11 protein-coding genes are annotated in these 14,073 nt (G+C 60.4%); all 11 read left to right on the top strand.

Annotated elements, in window-relative coordinates:
- Positions 1–276 precede the first annotated feature (276 nt).
- Positions 277–3,003 (top strand): MGH1-like glycoside hydrolase domain-containing protein, encoded by a 2,727-nt coding sequence (locus Pan44_RS24880; RefSeq protein WP_145034443.1) that lies wholly within the window; start codon positions 277–279, stop codon positions 3,001–3,003.
- A gap of 79 nt (positions 3,004–3,082) precedes the next feature.
- Positions 3,083–3,874, top strand: coding sequence for a bestrophin-like domain (locus tag Pan44_RS24875; protein WP_145034442.1), 792 nt, complete (start codon positions 3,083–3,085; stop codon positions 3,872–3,874).
- Positions 3,871–5,358, top strand: coding sequence for an alpha-amylase family glycosyl hydrolase (locus Pan44_RS24870; protein ID WP_145034441.1), 1,488 nt, complete (start codon positions 3,871–3,873; stop codon positions 5,356–5,358). The genes Pan44_RS24875 and Pan44_RS24870 overlap by 4 nt, the downstream gene beginning before the upstream one ends.
- A 66-nt stretch (positions 5,359–5,424) precedes the next feature.
- Complete coding sequence (locus tag Pan44_RS24865) at positions 5,425–6,075, top strand: hypothetical protein (RefSeq protein ID WP_145034440.1); 651 nt, start codon at positions 5,425–5,427, stop codon at positions 6,073–6,075.
- Positions 6,076–6,141: 66 nt separating this feature from the next.
- The gene (locus Pan44_RS24860) at positions 6,142–7,041 is read left to right on the top strand and encodes a polyphosphate kinase 2 family protein (RefSeq protein ID WP_145034439.1); all 900 of its coding nucleotides are present in this window, start codon (positions 6,142–6,144) and stop codon (positions 7,039–7,041) included.
- A gap of 181 nt (positions 7,042–7,222) precedes the next feature.
- Positions 7,223–7,732, top strand: a complete 510-nt coding sequence (nrfH, locus tag Pan44_RS24855) for a cytochrome c nitrite reductase small subunit (RefSeq protein ID WP_145034438.1) — start codon at positions 7,223–7,225, stop codon at positions 7,730–7,732.
- Between the two features lie 38 nt (positions 7,733–7,770).
- Positions 7,771–9,468, top strand: a complete 1,698-nt coding sequence (locus Pan44_RS24850) for an ammonia-forming cytochrome c nitrite reductase subunit c552 (protein ID WP_145034437.1) — start codon at positions 7,771–7,773, stop codon at positions 9,466–9,468.
- Positions 9,469–9,885: 417 nt separating this feature from the next.
- Positions 9,886–10,881, top strand: coding sequence for a tyrosine-type recombinase/integrase (locus Pan44_RS24845; RefSeq protein WP_145034436.1), 996 nt, complete (start codon positions 9,886–9,888; stop codon positions 10,879–10,881).
- An 864-nt stretch (positions 10,882–11,745) separates the two neighbouring features.
- A complete protein-coding gene (locus Pan44_RS27625; protein ID WP_197453633.1) occupies positions 11,746–11,892 on the top strand; it encodes a hypothetical protein in 147 nt (48 codons plus the stop codon).
- Between the two features lie 62 nt (positions 11,893–11,954).
- Entirely contained in the window at positions 11,955–13,472 is a 1,518-nt protein-coding gene (locus Pan44_RS24840; RefSeq protein WP_145034435.1) for a TolC family protein, read from the top strand.
- Positions 13,473–13,554: 82 nt separating this feature from the next.
- Entirely contained in the window at positions 13,555–14,013 is a 459-nt protein-coding gene (locus Pan44_RS24835) for a hypothetical protein (protein WP_145034434.1), read from the top strand.
- The last annotated feature ends 60 nt before the right edge of the window (positions 14,014–14,073 follow it).

Raw genomic sequence — 14,073 nt, 5'->3', positions numbered from 1 at the left:
CGGAACTCGGCGGAATCGCATGAGGATCCGCTCGCGAAGGGGTCGACGAACAACTTCGCCCTGGCTTTCTGCTCTTCGTGGAGTCTCTACTTCAGTTGCGACTTTCAGGCGTTCGAGAGGTGTACTGCAACCGTCACTCGGAGCCACGTGAACCCGCCGGCGTGCCTGCACTCTGGCGAGCAACTGCTCTGCATTGACGCGGGATCATTCCGCTGGCGTCCTGCCCGATTCACGCGAGTGGGCCGGCCGGCGAAGAGCGACCGCTGTGAGGTTCAGATGTCTGCGGAGTCGGCACGGCTCGATGAGGCCAGGCAGGGGATCGCGGCATGGAAGAAGTGGGGGCCTTACCTCAGCGAGCGGCAATGGGGCACCGTCCGCGAAGATTACAGCGACAACGGCGATGCCTGGAACTACTTCTCGCATGACCAGGCCCGATCGCGTGCCTATCGCTGGGGCGAGGACGGACTCGCCGGAATCTCTGACGACCAGCAGTACCTCTGCTTCGCGCTCGCACTCTGGAACCGGAACGATCCGATCCTGAAGGAGCGACTGTTCGGCCTGACCAACAGCGAAGGGAACCACGGCGAGGATGTGAAGGAGTACTACTTCTATGTCGATAGCACTCCCACTCATTCCTCCATGCGGTTTGTCTACAAGTATCCCCAGAGGGCATATCCCTATCCCGACCTTGTCGACACGAACCGCGGGCGAAACCGCCACGATCCGGAGTACGAACTGCTCGACACGGGCATCTTCGACGACGACCGCTATTTCGACGTGACGGTCGACTACGCGAAGCAGGGACCGGACGACATTCTGATCCAGATCACCGTCGCGAATCGCGGATCGGAATCCGCGGCCCTTGAGCTTCTGCCGACGCTCTGGTTTCGCAACACATGGTCCTGGGGGGCTGACGGACCGCGACCGGTGTTCTCCACCGTCAGGCAGGCTGACGGAGGCGCCGCCATCCGCGCCCGCCACTCGCAACTGGGAGATTATCTCCTGGCCTGTGAGGGCGAGCCCGAGCTGTTGTTCACTGAAAACGAGACCAATTCCGAACGCCTCTTCGGCGTGCCCAACCGGTCTCCATTCGTCAAAGACGCCTTCCACCGCGCCATCTGCTGCGGGGAGCAGGGCGCCGTGAACCCGGAAGGCAACGGCACCAAGGCCGCCGCCCGCTATCAACTTGATGTTCCGGCGCAGGCCGAGCGCGTCGTTCGCCTGCGACTCACGGCGGAGCCGCAGGGGCACGGGTGGGCCCCATTCGGGAGTTCCTTCTCACGCACCCTGGCGAAACGGCGTCACGAAGCTGACGAATTCTACGACGCGCTGATGCCGTCAACGCTTTCTGACGACGAACGTCTCGTCTACCGACAGGCCTGTGCCGGCATGCTCTGGTCGAAGCAGTTCTACTTCTACGACGTCGACCGGTGGCTCGAGGAACGCGGCAGCGACCCGTTCAAGCCGGGGCGGAAAACAGCCCCGCGGAACGATCACTGGCACCACATGTACAACGGCGACATCCTGTCGATGCCGGACAAGTGGGAGTATCCCTGGTACGCCGCGTGGGATCTCGCGTTCCACGTCATTGCACTCAGCCTGGTCGATGCCGAATTCGGCAAACAACAGCTCAAGCTGATGCTGCGGGAACGCTACATGCATCCCAACGGCCAGATCCCGGCCTATGAATGGAATTTCGGCGACGTCAATCCGCCCGTCCATGCCTGGTCGACAATCTTCACCTATCGGCTCGACCAGGGAAGAACCGGCCAGGGGGACAAAGACTGGCTGAAATCCTGCTTTCAGAAACTGCTCCTGAACTTCACCTGGTGGGTTAATCGGAAAGACCGCACGGGCCGCAACGTCTTCGAGGGAGGCTTCCTGGGTCTCGACAACATCGGCGTGTTCGACCGCAGTGCGCCGTTGCCGACGGGCGGATGCCTCGAACAGGCGGACGGCACTGCATGGATGGCCCTGTTCAGCCAGAACATGCTCGAGATCGCTGCCGAGCTGGCGATGACCGATGACGACTATTCCGACATGGCCGTCAAGTTCACGGAGCACTTCCTGTGGATCTCGTCGTCGATGTACAGCATCGGCGGCGAAGGTGGAATGTGGGACGACGATGACGGATTCTTCTACGACGTCCTCCGCCTCCCTGACGGCCGCTCGGAACGTCTCAAGGTCCGTTCCATGGTGGGACTGCTCCCGCTCTGCGCAGCGACGGTCTATGACGGCAAGCTTTTTCAGAAGCGGCCGGAACTCCAGATCCCTTTCGAGCGATTCCTCAACGCACGTCCCGAACTGGTGCAGTTCATTCACGACCCACGGCCGACCGGCGCGCGTGGACGACGCCTTGCCTCGATCCTCAACGAGCAGCGACTGCGGCGTGTGCTGACCCGGATGCTGGATGAACAGGAGTTTCTCAGCGACTACGGCATCCGGTCGCTGTCGAAACATCACGCGGAACACCCCTTCATCTTCAATGCGGGAGGCCAGGACTACCACGTCGCATACCTGCCTTCGGAGTCCGATACCGGGATGTTTGGCGGCAACTCCAACTGGCGGGGTCCGATCTGGATGCCTGTCAACCTGCTGATTCTCCGCGCCCTTCTGAATTACTACTCCTACTTCGGAAAGGACTTCCTGATCGAATGCCCGACTGGGTCGGGCCGGCTGATGAACCTCTACGAGGTGGCGGAGGAAATCGGCCGGCGCCTCGTGGGCCTCTTCACCAGGGACGGTCACGGGCGGCGGCCCGTCAATGGCGGCGCGCGAAAGTTCCAGGAAGATCCGAATTGGCGCGACTTCATCCAGTTCTATGAGTACTTTCACGGCGACAACGGGGCGGGTCTCGGGGCCAGCCACCAGACGGGCTGGACGGGAGTCGTCGCCCGGATTCTCGACCTGTTCGGTTCGATGACGGCTGATTCGGCGCTCGAGGGAGGACGCCACGCCTACTTCCAGAGGCCGGGCACGCCGGTCGCGGGAGGAGATCGCTGATGTCCCCTCTGCCAGGTTTCGAGAGGACGACGTCTCCGGAGCCGACCGGCCTTTCTCCAGATCATCAGGAGCGTGCCTGATGCCTGGCTTCACCTGGATGGATGCGATTCCTTTGTGGGCGTTCTTCCCCCTGACGGTGGCTGTCGTTCACTGCGTGATCGAACTGGGCTACCGACTCGGCCGGTTCCGGCGGGATGTAACGCCCGATGAAAAGGAAGCCCCGGTCGGCGCCATGTCCGCGGCCGCGCTGGGTCTGCTCGCCTTCTTTCTGGCGTTCACGTTCGGCTTTACTGGGGCGAGATTCGAAGAACGACGGTCGGCTCTGATTGACGAGGTCAATGCGATCGGCACCTGTTTCCTGCGTTCGCAGACTCTCCCACCCGACCAGTGCGCGAGGATTCAGACCGGGCTTCGCAAGTATGTCGAGATCCGGATGAACGCCAGGACGCCGGAGACCATGTGGCCCGCCATCCAGGAATCGGAAAAGATTCATGACCAGCTCTGGGCATTCGCCCTGAGGGCGGCCGAGACGGATCGATCGGCGGTGACCGCACTGTTCATCAGTTCGCTCAACGACGTGATCGACCTGCACACCAAACGAGTCACGTTCGGACTTCAGGGACGCCTGCCCGGGATTGTCTGGCTGGCCCTTGTCGTGGTGACGGTGCTGTCGATGGGAGTCCTCGGCTACCTTGAAGGGCTGAGCCGGTCGAGACGGTCGCCGGCATTGATCGCCGTCGTGCTGACGTTCTCCACCATCCTGACGCTGGTTGCCGACCTGGACCGACCGACCGAAGGCACTCTGCGAATTGGCCCCCAGTTGATGATCGACCTCGGTCGCAAGCTTCAGATCGAGAACTCTGCACCATGACCACGACGAACTGCCCGCTGCTGTACCAGGTCAACACCCGAGCGTGGTTGACCGACCTGTCGCGTCAGATTGGACGCCCGGCGACGCTCGATGACATCCCCGATGCGTCGCTGGAGGAATGGGCGAACAACGGCTTTGACTGGATCTGGCTGCTCAGCGTCTGGCAGACGGGAACGGCCAGCCGCGAGGTGTCGCGAACCAATCCGGAATGGCGGGCCGGATTCGAGCGGACCCTTCTCGACTTGATGGACGACGACATTCCCGGATCGGGATTCGCGATTACCGGCTATCAGGTCCACACGAGCCTCGGCGGCAACGCGGCGCTGAGCCGGCTTCGCTCGCGGATGAGCCGCCGCGGCCTCAAGCTGATGCTCGACTTCGTTCCCAATCACACCGGGCTCGATCATCCGTGGGTCGAATCGCATCCCGAATACTACATCGCCGGCAATGAGAATCTGCTCGCCGAGCAACCCCGCAACTACGTGCGAATCCGGCGGAGATCGGAGGAACGGATCTTCGCACTTGGTCGAGATCCCTATTTCCCGGGCTGGCCCGACGCGCTGCAACTGAACTACGCGGCGCCGGCCGTTCAGGAGGCGATGCTCGCTGAACTCCAGACGATCGCGAAGCTCTGCGACGGCGTCCGCTGCGATATGGCCATGCTGCTGCTACCGGACGTGTTCGAGCGGACGTGGGGTCTGCGGCCGGATCTCTTCTGGCCGAAGGCCATTCAGGCCGTCAAAGCCGCGGTCCCTGGTTTCACCCTGATGGCGGAGGTGTATTGGGATCTTGAGTGGGAACTGCAGCAGCAGGGCTTTGACTACACGTATGACAAGCGGCTCTACGACCGGCTCCGCGATCTGCATGCCGCTCCGGTTCGCGGCCACCTCCACGCCGATCTCGCATTTCAGAACAAGCTGGCGAGATTCCTCGAGAACCACGACGAACCCCGCGCGGCAGCCACGCTGCCTCACGGCCCACATGAAGCCGCAGCGGTCATTACGTTCTTCTCGCCCGGTCTGCGGTTCTTCCAGGACGGCCAGTTCGAGGGGAGGAAAGTCCACTTGTCGCCGCACCTCGGCCGGGCCCCGGCCGAGACAGTCGACGAAGAACTCCGGAGCTTTTACCGCCGGCTGCTCGACGTCCTGAAGCGGCCCCTCTTTCGCAGCGGCCACTGGCAGCTGCTGGAGTGCTCTCCCGCGTGGGACGGAAACCCGACGAACGATTGTTTCATTGCGTACCGATGGATCGGAGCGGAGGGTGAGCAGGCGCTGGTGATCGTGAATTATGCCCCGCATGCCAGCCAATGTCGCCTGCGACTCCACGACCTCGTTTCCACGAGTCACGAATGGCGTCTCGTCGACCTGTTCACTGAGGAAGTTTACGATCGACGCGGCTCCGAGCTCGCCTCGACCGGCCTGTTTATTGATGCGACTGCCTGGAAGGTGTCGCTGTTCTGGATGGAGCCGCTGAAGCAAAGTTGATCGCTGAGGCTTTCGTACGTCGGCGGTCCACCGTCGCGATTCAGGTTCCCGATATCGAGGTCATCCATGTCCGATCTCTCTACACTTCTCAGCCGAATCGACGCCGAGTTCGCAACCGTTGAAAAATCGATCAAGGAGTTCCAGGAGGAACAAGTTCAGGCGCATCAGGCGAAAGAGCAGCGCATTGCGAAGTTTCAGGATGTCTGCGAACAGCTGAAGAAAGTCTGGGGACCGCGTCTGGAGGCGCTCGCCCAGAAGTTCGGCCAGAAAGTCCAAGTTAGGCCGGCGATCACGCCGCTGCAGAAGGCCGCAAAGTTCGCGTTCAAGTCGCCGCTCGCCGAGATCGCACTCACGTTTTCCGCCCTGCCCGACTTCGAAGTCCGCAATGTGATCCTGGACTACAACCTGCACGTCCTCCCCATCCTGATGAAATTCGAGCCTCATCGCCGGATGGAGTTTCCCCTCGACCAGGTCGATGAAGCGGCCGTCGGTCAATGGCTTGACGACCGGATTGTCGAGTTCGTGCAGACCTACCTGGCACTCCACCAGAACCAGTTCTACCTCAAGGGAAAAACTGTCACCGACCCGATCAGCGGAACGCAGTTCCCAAAGTACGCCGCTGCCGACTCCCTGCAGCACGAAGGGCAGACCTACCACTTCATCGGCGCTGAAACCCGCCGTGAATTTCAGAAGCAGAAGGGGCTGCCTGTCACCTGAGCGTCCGTTGTCCCGATTCTTCGCGCGGCGACCGCTGCGCGGCCGCCATTTCACGAGGCGACATCTATGCTCAAGAAGGACATCCTTGAAGCCCTCCGTGTCGAACCGGGAAAGAAATTCCGGTTGCAGGATCGCGACACCGGCTGGGCGCAGACGAAGCAGCTGAAAGAACTCGACAAGGATGACGTCAAGGCCCGCGCCCGCGAAGTTCTCGAGAGAAATCTCGCCGAACTCGCAGAGGCGCAGGAACTGTTGTACGCCGACAACCGATATGCCCTCCTCGTGATTTTTCAGGCCATGGATGCGGCCGGCAAGGACGGGACGATCAAGCACGTCATGTCAGGCGTCAATCCGCAGGGCTGCCAGGTTTTCAGTTTCAAAAGACCATCGGCCGAAGACCTCGATCACAACTTCCTCTGGCGGTACATGAAGTCTCTGCCCGAGCGTGGTCGGATCGGAATCTTCAACCGCTCCTACTATGAAGACGTGCTCGTCGTCCGTGTGCATCCCGAGCTGCTCCAGACGCAGCAGCTGCCTGATGAAAAGCGAGGAAAGAAGTTCTGGGCGGCACGCTATGAAGACATCAATGCCTTCGAGCAGCACCTCGTCCGGAACGGCACGGTCATCCTGAAGTTCTTTCTGAATGTCTCGAAAAAGGCCCAGAAGGAACGCTTTCTCGAGAGGCTGGATCGTCCAGAGAAGAACTGGAAGTTCTCGGCAGCGGACCTCACCGAACGGGGATTCTGGGACGCCTACCAGGATGCCTACGAAAAGGCTCTCTCGGAAACAAGCACCGAACACGCCCCGTGGTACGTGATCCCGGCCGACAACAAATGGGCCACGCGGACCCTCGTTGCCGAGATCATCGCCACGACGCTCGGTTCTCTGGACCTGAAGTACCCCGAACTTGACCAAACCCAGAAGGCGCAGCTGGCGGAAGCCCGCCACAAGCTGGACGACGACTGACGACGTCGTCTTTCCGTTCGCTACGAATTCCCTGCGATGAGAAACGATCTCACGCCGAGACGCGTTAAGCCGCGAAGCACTGGCCCGCTACATGCCGGCTGGTAACATCGAGGCCGATCATCTGGGACGTTGACTCAGAGACCACGCCTCAGCAAATGCGTGCACAGGTCAGGAAATCAGGATGACACCCTCGCCCTCCAGCGACTCGATGCCTCCACTGATTCCAAGAGTTCAACGCTCGCGGAGCCGCACCGCCATCGGCATGCTGGTCATCCTGCTGGGCATCCTGAGCGGCATCGGGGCATTCACATTCGGCTACGGGAAAGGCTGGAGCTACCTGAGCAGCGACCCCACGATGTGCGTGAACTGCCACGTGATGCAGGACCATTTCGACGCCTGGCAGAAATCGAGCCACCGGCATGTCGCGGTTTGCAACGACTGCCATCTCCCTCACGATCCGATCGGGAAATGGGTTGTGAAAGGGGACAACGGATTCTTCCACTCGCTGGCCTTCACTCTGGGCAACTTCCACGATCCGATCACCATCAAGCCGCGAAATCATCGCGTCACACAGGGGACCTGCATTCACTGCCACAAGGATTACGTCCACGAGATTCTGATGGTGGACCGGAACGGCGAGTCTCCAACGTGTGTGCATTGCCACACCGACGTCGGGCATGCGCTGCGATAGCATCCGATCGATTGCTGAGCGAAAAGGAAGCCCCTGCAATGACCTCCGACAGCCCGCAGACTCCGGCCGTGGAAAAACCTCGCTCATCGCGTGGATGGTACCTGGCGGCCGCCCTGTTCGCCGCCGTCGTTGTCGCCACTTTCGGCGTGACGGCGCTGCTGGTGACGATCTTCGAGCACCGACAGGAATCGCGCCAGCCGTTCGTCCGGGTCGTTGAAGTCAACGAAATCAGCACCGATCCGGTCCCCTGGGGCGCCAACTGGCCAACGCAGTTCGAGACCTACCGTCGTACGGTCGACGACAGCGAGACCGTGCACGGGGGATCGAGCGCCATGCCCGCGAGCAAGCTCGAAGAACACCCCTGGCTCAAGCGGCTGTACGCCGGCTACGCCTTCAGCATCGACTACCGCGAGGCACGGGGCCACGCCTACATGCTGCTCGATCAGGAAGTGACGGAACGAGTGACGAAGCGCCCGCAAAGCGGCGCCTGCCTCCACTGCCACGCTTCCATTATTCCGACGTACCGCCGGCTCGGATTGGAAGCCCTCGGAGAACCGGCCGACGAAAAAGCCCTCGCCGGCGACTTCAACTGGGCCGCCGTCATGAAGGGATTCGAAGTGGCCGGAAAACTGGACTACGCCGCGGCCCATACTGAACTTCTCAAGACTCCCGACGGCACTCCCGGCGAATCCCTGGCCCTGTTTCCGGGCGGCGCTGCGCCCGTTATGGCCCTCGAGCCCGACAAGGCCAGCCAGCCGGCAAAACCGCCGGCGAGCGGTGATCCGCATGTCGGCGACGCCCATCCCGTCGGCTGCATCGACTGCCACGACCCGACATCAATGCAGATCCGCGTCACCCGGCCTGGCTTCATCAAGGGCATCGCGGCTCTCGCCGCGAGCGACGACAGCGTTCCTCATCTCCCGAGCATAGAACGCTGGCGAAAGGGCAATCGTACGACCCCCTACGACCCCAATGTGCACGCCTCGCGGCAGGAACTACGGAGCTATGTCTGCGGACAGTGCCACGTCGAATACTACTGCGCGTCGAAGGAAACCCTGTTCTTCCCGTGGAACAAGGGGCTGAAGATCGAACAGATTGAGGCGACCTACAACGAGCATCTTTTCCCGGATGGCTCGAAGTTCCTGGATTTCAAGCACGGCGAAACCGGGGCCCCGGCGTTCAAGGCGCAGCATCCGGAATTTGAAATGTGGAGCCAGGGCATCCACGCCCGCAGCGGAGTCAGCTGCGCTGACTGCCACATGCCCTACGAACGCCAGGGCGCCATGAAAGTGAGCAGTCACTGGGTCCGCAGTCCCCTCCTCAACATCAACCGCGCCTGCCAGGTCTGTCACAACGTCCCTGAAGCCGAACTGCTCGACAAAGTGCAGACCATCCAGAAACGCACCGCCTCGCAGCTCGAACGCGCGGCCGTCGCGATGACGGACATGCTGGACGCCATCCGCGAGGCCCAGTCGGCCGGCGCGCCGGAAGAGGTCATGGCTCCCATTCTGGAACTGCAGAAGCAGGCGATGTGGCGACTCGACTTTGTCAGCAGCGAAAACTCGAATGGCTTCCACGCCGACCAGGAATCGATGCGGATCCTCGGAGAGTCGATCGACTTCAGCCGACAGGCCCAGGCCATGGCCCTCAAGCAACGCACCCCGTTGCCGCCCTCGGCCGAGCGACCCGTAGAGCCCGTTCAGGGCATCACGCCCAGAGAGGCACCAGCGCCGTAGAGAATCTCAACCGTTCTCGAAACCGCACGTTCCAGCCCCACCGCGTGAACACCGGCGACTCCGGCGTGATGAAAATGGAGGAAGAAGCAGACTCCGCGAACAAGCCTCCCATCAAACCGTCGCAGATCTCTCAAAACGCTCCCGCCGGGCATTGAGATTCATTCGAGGTTCAGCAGCAATGTGGCAAACAAGCGGCGTTCGCGTCCGGGGGGAGCGATGCTCGATCGCGTCCACCCGCGCTCCAAACGAAAAAAGCCCTAAGTCGTTTCCGACTCAGGGCTTTGAAGGTGGAGGATAGCGGGCTCGAACCGCTGACCTCTTGCATGCCATGCACGGGAAGAATCGTGTTTTTCCGAGCAATTCGCTGGCTGCGGACGACTATTCAGTGCCACTTCTGGCACAGAATGGACGAATCCGATGGCAGGTCGTATCCCAAAACCCTGGTTCCGCAAAGCTCGTGGAGAATGGTACGTCACCGTTCGAGGAGTGAAACACCGCCTCGGCCCGGACAAGGCGGAGGCAGATCGCCAATGCTTGCTGCTCAGAGCGGGGCAGGAGCCACTGCCGAAAGTCTCCGGGCGAGGGTGGCTTTACGCGTCAGAGGTCGCTGATCGCTTCCAGTGTTGGGTGAAAGCGGAAAGATCACAAGCAACCCTGGACTGGTACTGCCAGTACCTTCAACCGTTCAAGAAACAGTTCGTCGTTGCCAAAGCAGACGACTTGACAATCGATGCCGTTCGAAACTGGGTGAACGGCCAATGGAGTTCACAAGCTTCACGACGAGCCGCCCTCCGATCTGTGAAGGCAGCATTCCGCAAGGCAGCCGAAGAACACGGGCTGGTTTCGCCACTCTCTCAGCTGAAGCTTCCAGGGGAGACGGCCCGTGAATATGTCGTCTCCCGAGACGAGTTTAAGACGGTGCTTGCAGCAATAAGCGATGCCAGCTTCGCCGACCTCGTTCGTTTCGTTTGGATCACTGGCTGCCGACCACAAGAAGCGTTTCGGCTGGAAGACCAACATGTCGATCTCAAGAAAGCTCGAATCGTCTTCCCAAAGTGGAAGTCCAAGGGGAAAGCTTACGCACGTGTCATCTGGCTGCCTCCAGAAGCAGCAAAAATACTTCGGCGACTGCTTGGCAGTGGGGGGCTCCTGTTTCGCACAAAGGCGGGAAAGCCATACACAAAAGACATCACCCGGATGCGATTTCGCACGCTGGAGAAGACACTCGGATTCCGCTACTGCCTATATCACTTTCGTCACGGATTCGCTCACCGGTCACTAGCGGCGGGGAATGACGCTCTGACAGTTGCGACTCTGATGGGACACCGCTCGACGCAGACTTTGGCGAAAACGTATGCCCATCTAAATCAGGCCGATGACCATCTACGCAGTGCTCTCCGAAAATCTCGGTAGTCACCGTACGCTCCAACTTCGACGATCACTCTTCGCCCAGGGCTGAACACAGCGACGTCGTGTTTATCCACGCTGTGTCGCACCGAATGCGCGTGAAAAACCCCGCCACTGGGGCGGGGTTTCGACGCTCAACCGGGGCGGGCTAAGACCTCGGGAACGTCGAGGGCAACTGTAGCTGTACTCGATCTTCGCGACTACAGCTCTCGCCTCTGTGAGAGTCGTTTCGGTGACGACCGGCAACATCGAAACGCCGGCAGCATTCGGGGCGAACGCGACTGATGCCAGCCGAACGATCCGAATCGTCTGTCTGACACTCGTTCGTGGACGAACCCTTGTCGGTCCACTTCCCCGGCTCGCTTTCGATGGAGCCTCGTTCGAGAAATCACTCGTGCACAGGTGGCCTTCGGAGGTGGCTGCCTTCAGAAACTCAAGAAAGTGCGACGCCTTCGTTGGAAGATGTAGGGCTTTTACCGGCAATTCCAGCCCGAACACTGAGAAATCGATCCCGCTCTTTTCCAGAGCTTTTGAACATGGCCCCAACAGATAACGCGAGTCGAAGAACGATGTGAATTGTTTCGTCACGGAAGACGACAGAACCACGTGCAATATTTACGGCACATTGTCGTGATCGCCTTGCTGGTGATGCACTTGCATCACACAGCGATGCCCTGCCGTTGCTCCTGCCAGTCGTCAGCAAGTCCAAGGCAGCACGTACATACCGGTAGCCATCTTCCGAAATCGGACTGCGGGTGCTCCGGCCACGATCACGACGAAGCCCCCCTGCCCACGCCGATTCATCGCAGCCATTGCCCCGGCTGCGAACTCAAAGCACTTCCTGAGTCGGTCGCGAGTTTTCGAGTTGAATTGAGCGAATCGCTCCTGGAGCGAGGGCTGCATAGTGTCGCGACCGGCCACCACCATGGCATCGCGACGGAATCGATCGCTCAATGTGATGCTGACCGGGCGCTGGCTCTCTCTGCCAAGGATTCGACGGGCCATCTCCAGGTCTAGGACCTCATCGCCGCCAATGGATTGCGCGATGTCATCAAGTCCTATTTACCCACGGAGAATTTATGCGAACTTTTCGTCTTTCCCGAGCGGCCTGGCTCGCTGCATTGTCACTTGCCGCCGGCTGTTCCGGCAGTCGTCCTCGTGCCGCCGCCCTGTCGCACGATACGCTTCGCCCGTCGGCAACCCAGATCGCCGCGAATCGTGATCCGCAGCTCGATCTCTTTGCAGCGTCCACGGCATCGCTCGACATTGAGCATTCGGGCACTAACCCTGAAATCCTGACGGCTTCCCACGATCAGATCAGCAACGCAGGTTCTCAATCTGCCCCCGATGCGCCGGAGGCGCCGTCGGAGATGATCGATGTGAACGCGCTATCACTCGCAACTCTCGAGGCTTGGGCGTTGGAGTCGAATCCATCAATCCGCCAAGCATCCGCGTCGGCGTATAAGGCGATGGGATTTCGCAATCAGGTCGGCCTCGCTCCAAATCCGACGATTGGATTCTTCGGGGAACAGATTGGTGATGCTGGGACAGATCAGTACGGTGCCTTCGTCTCGCAGGACATCATCACCGGTGGGAAGTTGCAGCTGAACCAGAATGTTCTTTCACACAGCGTGCAGTCGCAGCTCTGGGAAGTGGAGACGCAGCGCTATCGAGTGCTGACGGATGTCAGACTGCGGTTCTACGAGGCCCTCGCGGCCCAGCAGCGTCTCAACGCGGCAACAGAATTCGACACCGTCCTTGCGGAAGGTGTGCGAATCGCCGAGGTGCGAAAGGAAGCTGCGGAAGGGTCTGTTCCAGAGATTCTTCTGGCCAAGATTCAACGGAACGAGGTCCGTCTGGTCCAGCAGCGAGCCAAGTATTCTTTCGAAGCGGCCTGGAATGAACTGGCGGCAACAGTGGGCAATCGTAGCCTTCAGCCAACCTCGCTTGCTGTCCCGAATGCACCTTCCCTTGCCGCTCGAAACTGGGAAGCCGTCTATTCAGACGTGACTTCACGTAGCCCTGAACTCAAAGCCGCCAACGCTCGGGTGTGCCGCGCTGCGGCAAATGTTCAACGGCAAAATGCGCAGCCAATACCGAATATTGAACTTCAGGCGGGACTGGGCCACGACCTAGCAACGGATCAGCAGTTCGGCCGCGTACAAGCCGGACTTCCCATCCCTCTGTTCAATAAAAATCAAGGGAACATCGCAGCGGCTGATGCGGAATATTGCCGCGCCCAGCAAGAGTACCAGAGGCTCAGAATGTCGCTGAGCGCAAGGCTTGCCCGGACAGCGAACGAATTTGATTCCGCTCTCGCGACAGTTGATCAATACGTGGCCGAGATTCTGCCGCAAGCCCAGCAGTCCCTAGATCTCTCGGAAAAGGCGTATTCCGCAGGGGAGTTCAGCTATCTGCAAGTCTTGACTGCTCGCCGGACCTACTTCGATGCCACGATGGTCGTGATCGATGCGAAGCGAGACCTTGCGAAGGCTTCCGCAGCTATCGATGGGCTCTTGTTGTCCGGTGGCCTAGACGCGACCAGCGACACTCCCGAAGATGACGGGCTTCGCGGACAATCTTTGAGCGGTCAGTAGGCAAATTGACGGATTGCCCTTGACGGCGTGAGTCGTCGTCGCGAATGATCCCGTAGTCTGGCTTCTTTCCTGCGCATCTCCGATGCTCGTCCATCTGGTCACCACCCTGACGCTTGCCGCGACGCTGTTCCACAGCGTCCTCGGTTGCTGTTGGCATCATGACCACACCCGCAGCAATGTGGCGACGGAGTCGCCCAGCGAACACTCCGGCTGCTGCGGGGGCCACGGCGGGACACGATCATTTGGAGCTGACTGCGGCAGCGACGACTCCGCCGACGCGGAAGACGATCGTTCTCAGAATGTTCCTGAACCGTGCGATCATTCGCACGGCGGATGCGCTGAACTGGGCTGTGTGTACGTCATCGCTGATGACGGCGGTTCCATATTGAATCTGGTCGAGTGGAGCGCGGTAATCGTACCTGCGTCCATAGCTCAACCGTCCGCCGTTTCCAGCGAAAAGCTGGTTTTCTTGCGGGACTTCTCCCCGCCACTGATTGCCGCGCAAGAACTGCGCGCCTGGCTGCAGGTCTGGACGGTCTAGTCGGCTGCTCCTGCCGCGCCATGCCGATTGCCTGAGCCCATTCTGGATCAGGTAGTTGCG

The sequence above is a fragment of the Caulifigura coniformis genome, from assembly GCF_007745175.1.
In the GTDB taxonomy this organism is placed as follows: Bacteria; Planctomycetota; Planctomycetia; order Planctomycetales; family Planctomycetaceae; genus Caulifigura; species Caulifigura coniformis.
This window is presented reverse-complemented; position numbering and strand designations above follow the sequence as displayed.